Origin of the sequence: Vibrio sp. 10N.222.51.C5 (genome assembly GCF_041474575.1) — a bacterium.
Classification (GTDB): Bacteria; Pseudomonadota; Gammaproteobacteria; order Enterobacterales; family Vibrionaceae; genus Vibrio; species Vibrio crassostreae_C.
In genome coordinates this window covers 13,331-29,378 of the sequence record NZ_JBFRUJ010000028.1, presented here as the reverse complement: position 1 = coordinate 29,378, position 16,048 = coordinate 13,331, and the positions used below count along the sequence as shown (strand labels likewise).

Annotated in this window: 11 protein-coding genes and 1 pseudogene; 8 read left to right on the top strand and 4 right to left on the bottom strand. The window is 43.9% G+C overall.

Annotated features, from left to right (window positions below):
- The first annotated feature begins 173 nt into the window (after positions 1-173).
- Positions 174-869, top strand: a complete 696-nt coding sequence (locus AB4558_RS09805; protein WP_017061223.1) for a sulfite exporter TauE/SafE family protein — start codon at positions 174-176, stop codon at positions 867-869.
- A 12-nt stretch (positions 870-881) separates the two neighbouring features.
- Positions 882-1,634, top strand: coding sequence for an SDR family NAD(P)-dependent oxidoreductase (locus tag AB4558_RS09800; protein WP_017061222.1), 753 nt, complete (start codon positions 882-884; stop codon positions 1,632-1,634).
- A 151-nt stretch (positions 1,635-1,785) separates the two neighbouring features.
- Here the strand turns inward: AB4558_RS09800 and AB4558_RS09795 are convergent, their stop codons facing one another.
- Positions 1,786-4,218: a response regulator gene (locus AB4558_RS09795; protein WP_372158754.1), complete on the bottom strand. Its 2,433-nt coding sequence runs from the start codon at positions 4,216-4,218 to the stop codon at positions 1,786-1,788.
- 88 nt (positions 4,219-4,306) lie between these two features.
- On the opposite strand from AB4558_RS09795, the gene AB4558_RS09790 reads away from it, so the two are divergent.
- Positions 4,307-5,065 (top strand): ABC transporter substrate-binding protein, encoded by a 759-nt coding sequence (locus AB4558_RS09790; protein WP_136974558.1) that lies wholly within the window; start codon positions 4,307-4,309, stop codon positions 5,063-5,065.
- Positions 5,066-5,239: 174 nt separating this feature from the next.
- Here the strand turns inward: AB4558_RS09790 and AB4558_RS09785 are convergent, their stop codons facing one another.
- Together AB4558_RS09785 and AB4558_RS09780 are read right to left on the bottom strand one after the other, a co-directional pair.
- Positions 5,240-5,800 carry an NADAR family protein gene (locus tag AB4558_RS09785; protein ID WP_372158751.1) on the bottom strand — a complete coding sequence of 187 codons (561 nt, stop codon included), beginning with the start codon at positions 5,798-5,800 and terminating at the stop codon, positions 5,240-5,242.
- 189 nt (positions 5,801-5,989) lie between these two features.
- Positions 5,990-6,187 (bottom strand): hypothetical protein, encoded by a 198-nt coding sequence (locus tag AB4558_RS09780; protein WP_017070170.1) that lies wholly within the window; start codon positions 6,185-6,187, stop codon positions 5,990-5,992.
- 185 nt (positions 6,188-6,372) lie between these two features.
- Between AB4558_RS09780 and AB4558_RS09775 the strand changes: the two are divergent.
- A pseudogene (locus AB4558_RS09775) lies at positions 6,373-7,260 on the top strand (ABC transporter ATP-binding protein).
- Entirely contained in the window at positions 7,257-7,775 is a 519-nt protein-coding gene (locus AB4558_RS09770; protein WP_017061216.1) for a hypothetical protein, read from the top strand. Before AB4558_RS09775 ends, AB4558_RS09770 begins: the two are co-directional and overlap by 4 nt.
- 380 nt (positions 7,776-8,155) lie before the next feature.
- Here AB4558_RS09770 and AB4558_RS09765 read toward each other — a convergent pair whose 3' ends face one another.
- Positions 8,156-10,135 carry a replication initiator protein RctB domain-containing protein gene (locus tag AB4558_RS09765; RefSeq protein WP_017071247.1) on the bottom strand — a complete coding sequence of 660 codons (1,980 nt, stop codon included), beginning with the start codon at positions 10,133-10,135 and terminating at the stop codon, positions 8,156-8,158.
- A 1,259-nt stretch (positions 10,136-11,394) separates the two neighbouring features.
- Here AB4558_RS09765 and AB4558_RS09760 point away from each other — a divergent pair.
- The 3 genes from AB4558_RS09760 to AB4558_RS09750 all read left to right on the top strand — a co-directional run bounded on the left by AB4558_RS09760 (position 11,395) and on the right by AB4558_RS09750 (position 15,779).
- Positions 11,395-12,612 carry a ParA family protein gene (locus tag AB4558_RS09760; RefSeq protein ID WP_017061213.1) on the top strand — a complete coding sequence of 406 codons (1,218 nt, stop codon included), beginning with the start codon at positions 11,395-11,397 and terminating at the stop codon, positions 12,610-12,612.
- Positions 12,613-12,617: 5 nt separating this feature from the next.
- Entirely contained in the window at positions 12,618-13,592 is a 975-nt protein-coding gene (locus AB4558_RS09755) for a ParB/RepB/Spo0J family partition protein (protein ID WP_017061212.1), read from the top strand.
- A 93-nt stretch (positions 13,593-13,685) separates the two neighbouring features.
- Entirely contained in the window at positions 13,686-15,779 is a 2,094-nt protein-coding gene (locus AB4558_RS09750; protein ID WP_372158748.1) for a GNAT family N-acetyltransferase, read from the top strand.
- Positions 15,780-16,048 lie beyond the last annotated feature (269 nt).

Genomic DNA, 16,048 nt, shown 5'->3' with positions numbered 1-16,048 from the left:
ATCCCCGATCCAACAAACAGCCTGACCCAATCCAATCGTCGATCTGGCTCTATTCAAAACTCTTAGGTGTGAATAGATTGAAAGGCAGACGAGACAGGTCTCATCGAACGCTAATTAACGCAGCAGCAATATCAAAAGCAAAGAGGTGAGCAAGAGTGGAATTAGGATTAGCGATGACATTGATTCTGTTTGCAGGAGTAGTTCGAGGCTATTCAGGATTTGGGTTTGCGATTATCGTAGCGCTTTCCCTCAGCTTTATTGTTCCACCATTGCAAGCGGTAACCATCGCTATCTTGTTGGACTTTTTAAGTGCCTTTCCTCTGCTCAAGCGAAGTAAAACCACCATCAATATCCGGCTTATTGCGCCGCTGTGTATTGGCATGTTGGTTGCGGTGCCTTTCTCGCTGTATTTCATTAGCACGATATCGGAATCAGGCTTGAAGGCCTTTATCGCGATGATGTCTTTGGTCGCTGGCACGCTGATTATTTTGGACTTACGCCTCACTTGGTTGCACCAACGACACGCGTTTTGGGCGGGAGCCATTTCGGGGTTTAGCATGACCACCGCTTCTTCAGGAGGTCCGCCATTAGTGACGTATTTGATGAACCTGACCATTAAAACCAGTGAACAGAGAGCCACCGCGATTGTGTTTTTTCTGCTGAGTTCAGCGATTTCACTGATCGGCTTCATATGGATTGGCGCATTTAACCAAGAATCGTTCATCACAGGTTTATGGCTATTACCGGCAGCTTTGATTGGCAATGTACTGGGGCAAAAACTGTATCTATCAGTACCGAACTTGTCTGCAAAAACAACGACCGCGCCGATTTTGATCGGCATGGCACTACTTATGTTAATTTCAAATTAGAAGGATGTATTTATGGATAAGATAGCGTTCATTACAGGGGCAACCTCTGGTTTCGGCAAAGCGGCAGCAAAACGTTTCGCAGAAGATAACTGGTCGTTAGTGCTGTCTGGTCGTCGAATCGAAAGGCTACTCGACCTAAAGGAAGAATTAACGGTGCCTGTGCATGTAATTCAACTCGACGTTCGAGACGCAGACGCCGTAAAACAAGCCATTGATTCATTACCCGCTGAATTTTCATCGATTACCGCATTGGTCAATAATGCTGGGTTAGCTTTGGCACCAGAAGGCGCGCCTGATGTGGACTTGAAAGACTGGCACACTATGATCGATACCAATGTCACAGGCTTGGTTAATGTTACTCATGCGCTGTTGCCTACGTTAATTAAAAAAGGCGCAGGAAGCTCAATCATCAATGTTGGGTCAATCGCCGGACAGTGGCCTTACCCAGGAAGCCATGTGTATGGTGCCAGCAAAGCGTTCGTAAAGCAGTTCAGTTACAACCTACGTTGTGACTTACAAGGCACAGGGGTACGAGTGACTGACCTCTCCCCTGGTATTGCAGAAACGGAATTTACTCTTGTAAGAACTAAAGGTAACCAGACGGCTTCAGACAACCTTTACCAAGGCACTACACCGTTGTCAGCAGAGGATATTGCCGAGCAGATGTTTTATATCGCAACCTTGCCAGATCACATCAACATTAACCGAGTCGAAGTCATGCCGACACGTCAAGCATGGTCTGCGTTCGCAATCGATAGAGATTAAGTTCAAACCGACACATACAAAAAAGGTGGTCTTTTCAGGCCACCTTTATCATTTCTTTCACACGATACTTCAAATATAACCAACGGCATAAAAGACTATGTCTAATTCGCCTCATTACTCTTTTAATGAAAGTAAGATTAGAGATACTCAACTAAACAATTTGCTGCTCATGTTCTTTGTTTGATTCCGTCTCTTTCGACAAGAAACTCGCTACGATCTCTCTCAGTTTGCCTTGGTTAACCGGTTTAGGTAAAAACTCATCCATGCCTACATCGAAGCACAAATGCTTGTCTCGCTGCACGACGTTGGCCGTCAGCGCAATGATTGGAATATGCTTTGCAGCCCCTTCTTCGAGCGCTCGGATCTGCTTGGTCGCTTCGAAGCCATCGAGAACCGGCATCTGACAATCCATAAAAATCATCTCGTATTCGTTGGCTTTGAATTTCTCGACACCAATTTCACCGTTGTCGGCAATATCAACCTCAAAGCCAAGCTTCTTGAGCATCATCTTGGCGACTTGTTGGTTTACTCGCGAGTCTTCAACAACTAAAACTGTACCACTAAATTCTCCGGCAACTGCGACAGGTTTTGACTCTGCTTGAATTGGAGCTTGTTTATCGGCTGGTGTGGCGTTTACAGAGACAATGGGAGCATCTTTAACAACCGCTGCAGGTTTACTTAACGGCACAGGTTCATTGTCTTTAAACGCAACCTCTCCTCTGTTCGGATAGGTAAAGACTGAAGTATCAGCCGCTCTCGCGAGTACCTCACTGATGGTCCATTTAAGCTGATTATCTTGGTAAGGACGCGCAATGTAGGCAACAAAACCGACTTGTTTAGCACGAGCTTCATCTAGCTTTCTAGGGTCAGCAGAGATCATCACTAACTTGGGACACTCGCTACCAAAGCGTTCAACTAAGCTTCTCGCCAGTTGAAAGCCATCAACGGACGGCATTACTTTGTCTATCAGAACGAGATCATAAGGTGATGACTTAGCCACAGACTCTGAAACCAACTCTAACGCTTGGTTTGCCGTTTCACAGCACTCAGACTTAACGCCAAAGGATTGAAGCTGTGTAGACGTTATACGCATGTTCAGCTGGCTATCATCCACAAGCAGAACCGAAACCTTATTGAAATCGATATTGCTTTCATCGGCTTCTAAACACGGGTCAAAGTCAGCCGTAAAATAGAAGGTACTGCCTTTACCTTCAACACTGGTGAGTTCAAGCTTGCTGCCCATCAATGTCACTATCTTCTCGCATATTGTTAGACCAAGCCCTGTGCCTCCATAAATACGTGTGGTACTGCCGTCGGCTTGTTGAAACTTATCGAACACCGATTTCTGTTTGTCTTCTGCAATACCGATACCGCTGTCGACAACCTCGAACCTCACTCTGAGTTTTTGCTCAGGCTCAACCACCTCTTCCAAACGAAGCGAGAGCGTGACGTGGCCATGCTCGGTAAATTTAATCGCGTTACCTACTAAGTTATTTAGGACTTGTCTTAGTTGTGTACCGTCGCCAATCACCATGGTTGGGATCTTAGGGTCGATCGCTAATTGGAATCGAAGCCCTTTCTGTTCGGCTTTCACTCGAAAGGTTGATTCAACGTCGGCCGCAATGCCCATCATTTTCATCGGCTCTTGCTGAAGCTCTAGTCGCCCCGCTTCGATCTTCGAGTAATCGAGAATGTCGTTGATTAAGTCGAGCAACGTAAGCGAAGAGGTGTTGAGCATGTTGATGTACTCTTTTTGCTCTTTCGGCATATCCATTTCAGAGAGCAAAGACGACAACCCGATAATCCCATTCATTGGTGTACGGATTTCGTGACTCATATTGGCAAGGAATTCACTTTTATTGCGGTTGGCCACCTCAGCAATGTCTTTGGCTTTTTCCAGCTCTTGATATTGTTGACGAATACGTTCTACCGATCGGTTATAGCTACTCTCTAGAGTCGATATCTCATCTTTGTAAGTAGAGTGAGTTGGCGTTATAAAGCGCGGTTTGTTGTCTTCGACCTGTTGTTGGTTGATTTGGGAAGACATAGTCATCAAACGTTTTACGACAAGACGATAGACGATGGTTAAACATACGAGAGACAACAAGAAGATTTTAACGGCTTCGAAGGCGAGCAACAATAACACTCGTTCTTCAAAGTCATCTAGGATCATGCTCAAGTCTGATTGCACCGTGAGCGTCGCCAACGGGAAGTCTGTGCCGCCCATCTGGTGCACCATTTCCCAAGACTGAGAATAAGATTGGCCTTCGGTCTTTTGACCTAACTCTAGAATTTTTTCATCGGGACTTTCGATAAGAAGGTAACTGACCGAAGGGAGGCGAGAGATGCCTTCGGCTTGCACAAACAATTGCTCTCGATCTTCAACCCACAAACTTGCCGTTAAACCAGAAAGGTAGCCAGCCTTGACCTGCTCGATCTGAGAGCTGATAAAAGAAACTCGACTTTGGTACTCTACATACAACCCGAGACCTGTCACTATAACTGTGAATAAGGTACTGATCGCTATTATCATCCCGATCAACTGTCGGGAGAGTCCAACGTAGCGTTTTCCTTTTGTCACCATACACAAATTACCATTATTGTTATCCTAGCAAACTACAATTACTCAACTAGTATAATAGTAGTCATTCATCAAATAACTAGGGAAGGTTATGAAAAAACATCTTATCGTTGCATCCATAGTCAGTTTGTTTTCAAGCAGTTATGCTTCTGCAAGCGAACCTCTTCACTACTACATTATTGCGAGCCAAGCGCAACCTTTTCAAATCGAAACTGACGGGTCATCTCACAGAGGAATTGTTTCAGATATTGTGGAAGCCGTGTTTGATGACAGCCAATATGAGATCAACTACCACACCTACCCTTTTAATCGAATGATCGACAAGCTCGATGCGAGAGAGAATCCAAACTGGGTTACCTATGGCAGCCCTAGTTGGGGGAATATTCAATCTGCGAACCTATCTGAAGACCCGATTTACAATGTAAAACACGTATTACTCAGCAGCGGTAAAAAGCCATTTGAGTTCAATACAATCGATGATCTCGATGGGAAAGCCGTGGTATTGCTGAAAGGATTTGAGTATCCGAACTTGGAACCTTATATCCAACAGGGCAAGCTCAACGAGATTCGAGTAAAAGATTACACTGCTGCGTTTCGTGTCCTGAACCGAGCACCTGGCGACACCGTGTTTGTGGAAATGGAATCACGAATCAAATACAACCTAAACGAGCAAAAACTGAGTATTGATGATTACCAGATGCATGAGTTTGGTTCTGTCATCAATAACTACCCTATCCATTTGGCGTTTGACCCTGAGATGGATCCTAAGCTGCAAAGCTTCATCAACCAACGCCTAGACCAAATGAAAGACGATGGACAGCTTGACGACATCGTACAGAGTTACTTATAGCACCAGCGTAACGTAGAACTTATCAACGCATAGCTTAGTCACGTACGTTAACTCTCGTTGATGCCTGACTCTCTAAAACCGAAAAGGCCGCCCTGCTTCATACTAGATAGCAGGGCGGCCTTTTAAATGCGTCTAAGGAGTAATGATAAGCATGCCGCTATCTGAATCGACGAATCAGTGCGAAGCAATTAAATGCAGTTGCTGAGTGCGAAGCTGGTGACGCACTGCCATCAGAATCTTACCCAAATGGTTCTCGCCGGTTCCATCGCCGCCATCGCCCCAGAAGTGGTCTTTGTGCGAATGTTCTTTGATCACCGAATCTCCGGTATTGGTAAGAAACAGCGCAAACTGTGGATTCTGTCTGAACTTCTCCGTCACAATAAACTGCATCACTTCAACACGAATGTCATACCAATCTTCGCGAACTTGGTCTTCGTAGTCACGACTTAAAGAGAACGCTTCAGCAGGTGTACTGGCTTCCAAAATGGTATTACGTAGCGCTTCGGAGGCAAACTTCATCGCTTGATAATAATGTTCGCTGGTTGCCCAAACTTGATCACCTACCTTGATAGGACAAGCGGCAAAATTTGACAGGTATCCGTTCGGATCTTCGGGTTCGTAAAACAGCACTTCTTTAGCTTGAGCCACAGAATTAGACATAGCCTTCTCCTTACCAACGACATCGCATATTTTTGCTTTAACTTTAAAATTAGTGGCGTTGATTATGACTGTCAAACAACTTAGCTCAAGAGTATGCCATGTGCGTGTTTTTCATCTGAAAAGCGTAATATCAAAAGGGTTAGGCTAAACAGAACAGTGAGCCAAAGAATCAAGGAGTTGATTAAATCTGGATAGGAAACATTAAAAAACACTTATAAATCAAAGGGTGGCGTTGTGCCACCCTTCTAAATGCAATGGGGATTATTAGTGAATAAGACCTAGCTCCCTCGCTTCTTCCAGACTCAAACCGCTTTCTCTAATTTCTCTTAGAGTCTCGATACGACGACGAGCTTCAGCAGACTTCATTTTCTTTTCTGGTTTGAAAGATACTTCTTCTTCTTCAGCATCCCACTTGTTTGCAATATTTGTCATTTCATCATGGTTGATAGAATTAATGGACATGTTTTCCTCCGAAAAGCACCATGTAATGGACAGGTAATCTGTAGCAAATGCTTTTTCGCTTGTTAAGAAATTCTGTACTGAAGTGTGATGATTCCGACGCTTCACAAAGCTAATTAATAAATGCCTCATTTAAACTTTGCCAAAGCCATTTTCTGCAATTATATTTAAAAGATTCCCCATAAGAAATGTGGTTTGATCCAACTCTCATTTTCCCCTCTTTCAATGCAATCAAATCCGTTAGCTTTCACATAGGCTAAGGCGAGATTTTCGGCTTAGCCGGAGAATCAGGCTGCGGGAAAAGCACCTGCGCACGATTGATGACCAAGGTTTACCCTGCGACAGAGGGAGAGATACTGTTCAAAGGCAGAGACATCTCTACGCTGAAAAGCCGTAAAGATATCTTGGATTATCGCAGCCGTGTGCAAATGGTGTTTCAAGACCCCTTTGGTTCACTTAATCCCACTCACACCATTGAGCACCATTTAACGCGCCCACTTAAGATCCATAAACAGGTAGCCACTAAACAGGCTCTCACAGAACGCCTCAAAGAGTTATTAACGCTGGTGGAGTTACCCATCGAAACGCTCGCCAAATACCCGCACGAGCTCAGTGGAGGCCAAAGACAGAGGGTTAACCTAGCGAGAGCACTGGCCGTTGGCGCTGAGGTTATTCTTGCTGACGAACCCACCTCGATGTTGGACGTTTCGATTCGACTTGGCGTGTTGAACTTGATGCAAAAAATGAAGCAAGAGTTAGGCATCGGCTTTTTGTATATAACCCACGACCTTGCCACGGCACATTACATCGCTGAAGAGACGGCGGTGATGTACAAAGGGCAGATCGTCGAGTGGGGATCAACCCAGTCGATCTTGACCAATCCACAACACCCGTACACTAAGTTGTTGATCTCTGCGGTACCAGATCCCGATCTGCCATTTGGCGAACTCGTCAAAAATGAGCCAAACTATTCAATAGACGCTGATCGTATTCGAGAGCAGAGCAGTGAAATACAGCATGAAATCAAACAAGTTTCTGATAATCACTTTGTAAAACAGTGGGATAACGTTGCATGAATGAACTAGACACTTGGTTAGAGCGGATCGGAGATTGGTACAAAGACCGAAAGCATGATCAAGTGGACCGGTTAGAACCTTTGATCTTAACGCCTCCAGATGCGCTCTGGGGGCCATTGATCACGGATGAGCAGAGCAAAGGCATCGCATGTTGGCTAGACGGATGCCTGAGAATCTTTACTTTCTATCGCCACCTCGCGGATTCATCGAATCCGGAGTTGGCTTCGCAGGAGGCCAGCAGCTCAAGCCATCAAGATAAAGCCTACCAATACCTAATGTTTGCCTACAGTAAGCTGCAAGCGGTGTCATGTGACCCAAAATCAGAAGCAGGATTGCAAGAGTGGTGTACACAGCGGCTACAACACTTGTGTGTATTGGCTTTGGAGTTTACGAACCAACAGCAAGAACCACGTTGGAAAGCAGAGTCTGAGAAATTGATCGAGTCGCATGTACGCTTTATGGCAACCCATCCCCGAAACGATGATCAAGGCATTATTCAACGCCATCTCCACTGATCAAGCCCTTCTCGATCAAGCATCAAATCAGAATCTCACCAGAGCTAGATCCGTAGAAAGCATGATCGAGCCTTGATCATGCTTCGGCGTTTAACTATGTAAGCTATTGAATTTTAATGATTGACTGAATTTTAGGCAAAAAAAAGCGAGTCCCTTGGGAACTCGCAAAAATCTATTCAGTATGATGTAACAAAATATGAGCCAATCTATTAATCACAAGAAAGGACAAAGGTTGTCTATTCGGGATAAATAATAATCAACTAGATGCGCTACTTTGTCATCACTTTGTCAGCGTTAGGTGCGATTTTAATCAGCACCTAATGTGTTCAAAACTATCCATTCAGCGACGGTAAAACAGGCTTATCGCGATAGGATAATGACTAGTGGCCAATCGCCATTTCATCGAGCGCAAGGAACACGTTTTCGTCTAAATGACCTTCATGAACTTGTTTACACACTTTACGACGCACCGCTAAACCAGAGATCAAACGTTCAATGGACAGATGTCGATTGCTGGTGCTATCTCGGTCGTTATATAGCTCAATCAAGCGACTCAGTGTTTCGTATGGGATAACGTCCTCCCCTACTCTCAACCAATCAAGCTTCTCAATGAGCTCTGAGCACTCTTCTTTGATTGAGGCATGTGAGTGCCCTGTCATAGCAGATAAAGCCGTTATGCTGCGTTCTAGAGCCTCTGCAGAGGTATATTTAGAGAGAGTAATCATGATCTCGTCAGCGTTGATCTCAACAGAGTGTTTACGCTGCTTAACTCGACGTCCCAATTTACCTCTTGGCGACGGTGCTTTACGCTGAATTGGCTCAAACTCACCGTCGATAATCTCAGACAGCTCTTCCAGTTTCTGCTTAGACACCATTTCGTTACGAAGTGGGTTCGGCAGCGTTGGTGCCATATTACGCTTACCCGCGTTAGTGGTACGCGCTCTTGAGTAACGTAAGACCTCTTCCACATTACATTTGATATCTACCTGATAATCGGTCGTTTTCCCTTTTTCGATCAACGCGGTGATCGTCAAGTGATAACCCCAAAGATTAACCAGGAAGGTATCTTCTTGATCCCCGACTTCACCCAGCTTTCTGAGCTCGCGGATCAGATCCATCGAGAAACGACGCCAATCGATGTTACGCGCCAATTTCTGGTTGAGCTCACTGAGCAACATGCTATCTGAATGACGACGTGCCATGCGGCTTCTAAAGTACGAATACATTTGGAAGACCAAGGTATGTTGCTTCAGGATTTCTGGCGGAAATAGGAAGAAATAGTCACGCGTCAGCAGCTCTTCGTAGAACGAAGGCTCCCAAACCAGGATGTATAGGTTCGGTTTAATGCGAATTTCGCCGTCAGAGCCTTCTGTAGGCGCTTCTTCCGATGCGGTAATGGTTCTAGCTAAGAATCGGAAACGATCACTCTTAAAGCCTTCTGGCATGTTCTCACTAAGCCAACGGCCTGTAAGCTCGTGCAGTTGGAAATCCGTGAATTCGATACGATCAATACTGTCGCGGATAGAATCACGTGCAGGGCCGCTGTCTTTCTTGCCACGTAAAGACAAAATATCAGTGATGTAGAGTGGTGTTTTGTTTGGCGTGTGTTTCGCGTCTAGATGGTAATCATCTTGGTGATGATCATGATATTGAACGGTGAGAGTGAATAACGCGAATAGCGTCATCAGATCGTCAACGGTCATGATATTTTTAGAAGATCGTGTCTCGATCACAGCGCGAGTGCCAGAGATCGAAACCATGGATTTCTGGTAGCTCTTACGAGTTCTAGGTGGCGCTAACGCTTGATCAATAATCCCCGCCCAATTGGTTGGCGAAACAATGAATTGATCCGCTTCATCTTTCATCGTTGGTGGGGTATTCAACCCATGTTCATTCAGTAAGCGCTTGTTTACTTTGGTTTGAGCTAGGGCTTTAGAGCGCTTTTGCTTTTCATTTTGCTTCACGCTTTCTGTCACTAAGCTGGTGGCACCCAGCACCGATATCAATTGGTTTGGGTTCACAAAGCGATGCAACATGGTTTTACCAGCAAGGCCTTCTTCAAAGCGAACGGGGATTTGTTTGAACAATCCGATATTAACTGCAGCTCTCAGCCTTTGCTGTAAGGCTGCGCGAGTGACTTGACCATCGGTTGATTCAATAATCTCAGTGGTGGAAACGTACCCGTCTTTACTGCTAAACCCACGAAGTGAAATTAGGTTAAGAAGCTCAACTATGCTTTTGGTGACACCTTTGAAGTGTTGATATTGTTCTATCCATTCAACGGCTGTTTCAGATACCTCAAATAAATGACCATCTTTGTGGCTTCGTGCCTTAATTAACAATTTCTCTTCTGGTTTCATTTTTGATCCGTATCACACTAACCGTAATTTCACTATAGTTCCTGAATGATAAAGAAAGAATGATCATAAATAAAGAGAATTTATTGGCTTTTAAATAACTGATCTTTTTGATTAATATGATCTTAAATGATTAAGTGATCTAATGATCTGGACGTAACTTTGCTTATAAGTGGCTGAATTTAAAGCATTAAAATAAACCGCCTTGGAAAGCATGATCATAAAGGTTCCGAAACTATGATCATTAAACTTAAGAAAGCATGATCACAGAACATCAGAACGATGATCATTAAGTCATTGTAAGCATGATCATTATTGGTTCGAAAGCATGATCATTATACTTATACAGCTTATCCACAGATCGGAATTCAACATCGGTTTCTAAGTCGCTTTTGACTTGTCTAAGTGGACACTTGTGGTGGCCAATCTATCGGAACAATGATCAAGAGAGCATACTTTTTTATCGTTCCTACCCTATTGAGTGCAAAATTTAGTCTGTATCCGCTGGAAATGGATTGCTTTGATGTATTTAGAGCGGGTGGGTCTTAACTAGGAAGCATGATCATGAAATTGTCATGTTTGTGTATTCTTGGTCTGTGTCGATTGAATTTTCAATCATTGAGCCCTTATAGGCGTTGAATCCCCATTCCAAAAGCATTTGTCCGTAACTTAGTTCATAAATTACATGCTTCCGGAACTATGTTTACTTGATCATTTTTCCGGAGGTTGATCATTTTCAATGTGCAGTTGCTCGGATCAATATTGCTCAGTTTACGCCTTGATCATGCTTCATAATTTGGCGTTATCAATTATCTTACACTGGATGTGCTCCATGATCATTCTTCCGGTTAGGTTCCAATCCTCTGTTGTTTTTTGACACCCCATCTTCTCTTCTGTTTTGAATTTTTTGGTCATTGAGTGTTTTTTAATTTTTATTGGATTGAAAATCTATAAATTCGAATGCAAATCACACCAACCGTAATCTACGGTTGTATTTCAATCGTTCCGAAGGTTTTTCGTTGAAATTCCATTTACATTGTAAATAAGTGATGCTGTAACATTTAAAATGTAGACTAGAAATAGCAGGTTATACATGATAGAAACAGTCATTTTTGTGTTTGTCTAAGGCGATGTTTCATCAAATTGTAAAAACGCGGTCTATTTTATGTGTTTTTACTCATAAATGTATGTTCATGTTTTTGTTGTGTTTGTTGTTAATCGCTGTACAATTTGTACTTAGTTAATCATTACGGAAACTGGCAATGAAAAGAGAACAAACGATTGATAAGCTCTATCAGCTAGCCGAACAAACTCAACAAGTTCAGGCTGACCGAATTGAGATTATTTTGGAAGAGCGAAGTGATGAACATTTCCCTCCAATGTCTAAAGCTATGATGGAGACTCGTTCTGGTTTAACGCGTCGTAAGCTCGATGAAGCGATCACTAAACTTGAAGCTGATGGCCATCAGTTCACAAAGAACAACGCTAATCATTACTCGATTTCATTGACAGAAGCTCACATGTTGATGGACGCGGCAGAAGTGCCGAAGTTCCATGAACGTAAGCAGCACGCTGACAATAAGCCATGGATTATCAACGTACAAAACCAGAAGGGTGGTACGGGTAAATCAATGACAGCAGTTCACTTAGCCGCTTGTTTGTCTCTGAATTTGGATAAGCGCTACCGTATCTGTCTGATTGACTTGGACCCACAGGGCTCTTTGCGTCTGTTCCTAAATCCACAAATTAGTGGGGCAGAGCACGACAGCATCTATTCTGCCGTCGATATCATGTTGGACAACGTGCCTGAAGGCCAAGATGTCGATCTAGAGTTTCTTCGTAAGAACGTACTATTGCCAACTCAGTATCCAAATCTGAAGACAATTTCTGCTTTCCCAGAAGATGCGATGTTTAACGCTGAAGCGTGGCAAAGCCTTTCACAAGATCAGTCACTTGATATTGTTCGTCTGTTAAAAGAGAAGCTTATCGACAAAATCGCCGATGATTTCGATGTGATTATGATTGATACGGGCCCGCACGTTGACCCTCTAGTATGGAATGCAATGTACGCGTCGAACGCACTTCTGATTCCATGTGCAGCTAAGCGTTTGGATTGGGCTTCAACGGTTAACTTCTTCCAGCACTTACCAACGGTTTACGAAATGTTCCCGGATGATTGGAAAGGGCTCGAATTTGTTCGTCTAATGCCAACCATGTTTGAAGACGACAACAAGAAACAAGTGTCAGTTCTGACCGAAATGAACTACCTGTTGAATGACCAAGTAATGATGGCAACCATTCCAAGAAGCCGTGCTTTTGAAACCTGTGCTGACACTTACAGCACGGTTTTCGATCTAACGGTGAGCGACTTTGAGGGCGGTAAGAAAACTCTAGCTGTTGCTCAAGACGCAGTACAAAAAAGTGCTCTAGAATTAGAGCGCGTATTACATAGCAACTGGCCTTCACTTAATCAGGGATAACAACAATGGCAATTAAAACATCTGACTTAAATGCAAAGCTATTTGGTAAAGCAAACAAACGTCGCGTAGCAACACCACAAGAAGCGCAAACAGCGGCAAAAGAACAGGCTCAAGTGATCGAGCTTTCTGTTGCTGGCGAAGATCTGGTTTCATTTGAATTGGTTCGAATTCCTGCGGCTGAAGTGGCAACTCGAACGGTTGTTTTTGAAGAGAACGCTCGTGAGCAATCTTTCTTAAATGAGCACGCGCTTTCTGATGTTCTTACAACATTGAAAGAACGTGGTCAGCAATACCCTGCGGTTGGTCGTAAGAACAAAGACGGTAAGATTGAAGTTCTTGATGGTAGCCGTCGTCGTATGTCATGTATTTTGGCTGACAAAGAGTTCCTAATCTATGTTGCTGAAAACATTAACGGCGAACACGCTAAGTTCCTATCAGACGTAGCTAACGCTCATAAACCGCTTTCTCTTTACGAGAAGGGCAAAGAGATGCAAGCGAAGCTGGATAAAGGCGAAGCTGAAGATCAGAAAGCACTGGCTAAAATGTTCCAGTGCAGTGAAGCTTTGGTGAGTGGTGCATTGAAAGCAGCCGCTTTGCCACTTGAATTGCTACAAGCTTACCCAAATGTGAGCGACCTTGGTCGTCCAACTATTGTTAAACTGCACAAGCAGTTTGGTGGATTGACGAGTGAACAGCAGCAAACACTGCTTACTAAGTGTGATGCTTCTGAAGGTTTTGTATGGCAGCGTAGCGAAGCTCAAGGCGTAACTCGTCTAACCAAAGACGTGACAGAAACTTTGGAAGGTTGGATTCTTGAATTGGCGCCAGCGCCAGCGAAGAAAGCTTCTCCAAAAGTTGAGCTTATTAAGGGCCGCGTATCATACAGCCGCAAGGGTTCAAACTTGGCGTTGAACCTTAAGAAAGTTGATGACGCAACAATGGAAGAAATCCTCGCCTTCGTACAATCGAAGCTCGACTAAGTCGACGACTTTTCATTACTCCTCTAAAGCCGCTTTATGCGGCTTTTTATTTGGCTGTGATAAACTGTGTTTAGATGAATCTGGACGCTAACTATGACAAACCCAACCAACACTTTTCTACATACACTTTCTAATATTGCTCAACATAACGATCACCGTTACGGCGTGGTCTTTGATGGCGATTTTGATTGGCAAAACTCTGCTGTTTTTACCTTCCTTCAAGATTCAAACACTCCGAACATCTTCCAGGTTGGCGGTACGCCATTTGAAGGTGTGATTCATGCTCCAGTAAAAAAAGGCCAACAACTGCTTGGTCGTGAGTGCCAAGTTCTTGTTTGTGATTTTAGAGAGCAGTTCGATGCGAATGGTTTTAGTGCCGCGTTGGGTTCGTTAGTTGGTGGTGGGTTGTTGTTGGTGTTGCCGCCAAAAGTTAATGCCTCTGAAGATAGTGAAAGCTTTGGTCAACGTTGGTTAAAACGTCATTTCGATAAACTGATGTCTGTTTCACAACACAATGAAGCCTGCGATGTAGTTCAAGCAACTCACGTTCTTCCTCAGATGCAAAGCGCCCAAAACGGATTGGATAAATTTGAACAGCAAAACACGGCTGTTGAATTAGTCAAAAAAGTGGTGTCTGGACACCGTAAACGTCCTTTGATTCTCACTGCGGATAGAGGGCGTGGTAAAAGTTCGACATTGGGTATTGCCGCTGCGCAGCTGTTAGTTGAGCGTCACGGGTTTAATATTGTTGTTACCGCACCTTCAGTGAAAGCGGTAGAGCCGGTATTTTCCCATGCTAGCCAAGGGTTGGAATCTTGCGAAGTGGTAAACGCTACTCACATTCGTCATCAAGGGGGAAGTTTGAGATTCGTCGCGCCAGATGAATTACTTAAATCCAAGCCCGATTGTGACCTTCTATTTGTTGACGAAGCGGCTACAATTCCAATTCCGATGCTTAAATCCATGGTCGACATCTATCACCGTATGGTTTTTTCGACCACGGTACACGGTTACGAAGGCAGTGGACGAGGGTTCAGTATTAAGTTTGAGTCTTGGCTTTCTGAGCATCGTCCGGGGTGGAAAGGCTTTAAGCTCGAACAACCGATTCGTTGGAATAGCAACGATCCGCTAGAAGCTTGGTTGTTTGATTGCTTCCTACTTGGTAATGACGCATCAGTCACTGAATCGGCGGTTGATGAAATCGAAGGCTTTTCTGCTGACGCAATCAACCAATTAAACTTGGGCGAGTTATCAAAATCAGAATGCTTGGCTAATCCTGAGCAGCTACAACAATGTTTTTCTCTTCTCGTGGATGCGCACTATCAGACCTCGCCAAATGACTTAATGCAATTTCTCAACAATCCAGCAATCCGTTTATACGCCGCTTGGCAGCAAGATAAATGTTTAGGTTGTATGTTAGTGACGGAAGAGGGTGGTTTGGACAGCGAGTTGATTACTCAAATTCAACTTGGAAAACGCAGGCCTCAAGGTCACCTTGCCTCTGTATTACTGGCAAACCAATTTGGCTGTACTCAGGCGGCGACCAGTCGGTGCCTTCGAGTTATGCGCATTGCTGTTTCAGCACGTCATCAAGGTTTGGGTATTGGCCGTTGGATGTTGGCTCAGTTATCACAGCAAACCAGCCAAGCAGATTATCTGGCGACAAGCTTTGGCGCGACCAGCGAATTGATTTCTTTTTGGCGTGGTAGTGAATTTGAAGCTGTGCACATCGGCCACCAGCGAGATCAGGCCAGTGGCTGTCACTCGGTTCTGATGGTTAAGGCGCTTAACTCAAACTCTCAAGGCTGGATAAACCAAGTTCAAAATCACTTCGAGCGTAGCTACTGTTTTCTTGTTTCAGGTTCTTTGGTTTCACTTGAAACCGATATGGTGCGAGCTCTGCTGCCAAAGAGTGTTCACACCGTTAGTGAGTTTGAAACTCAGTTAGTTAGAAATTACGTGAACGGTGGCAACAGTTATGATGCGATCAGCTTCAGCGTACTGAACTTGATTCTACTCAGTAACGATCGAAACATAGGTATTTCTGACTTACTCATCGCAAAGGTTGTTCAGCAGAAAGAGTGGGGGACTTGTGTTGAACAGTTTAATCTTGTTGGTCGTAAACAAGCAGAGATTCAGTTTCGTAAAGATGTCGATGTTTTGCTAGCAAATTTACAGTGTAAATAGGCTAGCCATCATTTAAATAGACTGACCGCTACAAATTAGATTTACAGTGTAAATTAGAATCTTGGATTTACACTGTAAACTGAAGCTCCATATTCAAATCCGTTTTTACCCTGATTATCTGTTACATCACTTCTGTTTCATCTCTCCACTACAGCCTTTAATCTTCTAAAGCTATTCGCCTTTACTATCTAGCCCTACATCGAATCAACATTCAATCGCACGAAATATTCTGAAAAAATTTTCCTATGTATTTGTAAAGGCGAAGCAGA

What these genes read in the sequence shown, in the direction of transcription:
- AB4558_RS09805 (WP_017061223.1), top strand. Translation starts at nt 174, where the DNA reads ATGACATTGATTCTGTTTGCAGGAGTAGTTCGAGGCTATTCAGGATTT.
- AB4558_RS09800 (WP_017061222.1), top strand. Translation starts at nt 882, where the DNA reads ATGGATAAGATAGCGTTCATTACAGGGGCAACCTCTGGTTTCGGCAAA.
- AB4558_RS09795 (WP_372158754.1), bottom strand. Translation starts at nt 4,218, where the DNA reads ATGGTGACAAAAGGAAAACGCTACGTTGGACTCTCCCGACAGTTGATC.
- AB4558_RS09790 (WP_136974558.1), top strand. Translation starts at nt 4,307, where the DNA reads ATGAAAAAACATCTTATCGTTGCATCCATAGTCAGTTTGTTTTCAAGC.
- AB4558_RS09780 (WP_017070170.1), bottom strand. Translation starts at nt 6,187, where the DNA reads ATGTCCATTAATTCTATCAACCATGATGAAATGACAAATATTGCAAAC.
- AB4558_RS09770 (WP_017061216.1), top strand. Translation starts at nt 7,257, where the DNA reads ATGAATGAACTAGACACTTGGTTAGAGCGGATCGGAGATTGGTACAAA.
- AB4558_RS09765 (WP_017071247.1), bottom strand. Translation starts at nt 10,135, where the DNA reads ATGAAACCAGAAGAGAAATTGTTAATTAAGGCACGAAGCCACAAAGAT.
- AB4558_RS09760 (WP_017061213.1), top strand. Translation starts at nt 11,395, where the DNA reads ATGAAAAGAGAACAAACGATTGATAAGCTCTATCAGCTAGCCGAACAA.
- AB4558_RS09755 (WP_017061212.1), top strand. Translation starts at nt 12,618, where the DNA reads ATGGCAATTAAAACATCTGACTTAAATGCAAAGCTATTTGGTAAAGCA.
- AB4558_RS09750 (WP_372158748.1), top strand. Translation starts at nt 13,686, where the DNA reads ATGACAAACCCAACCAACACTTTTCTACATACACTTTCTAATATTGCT.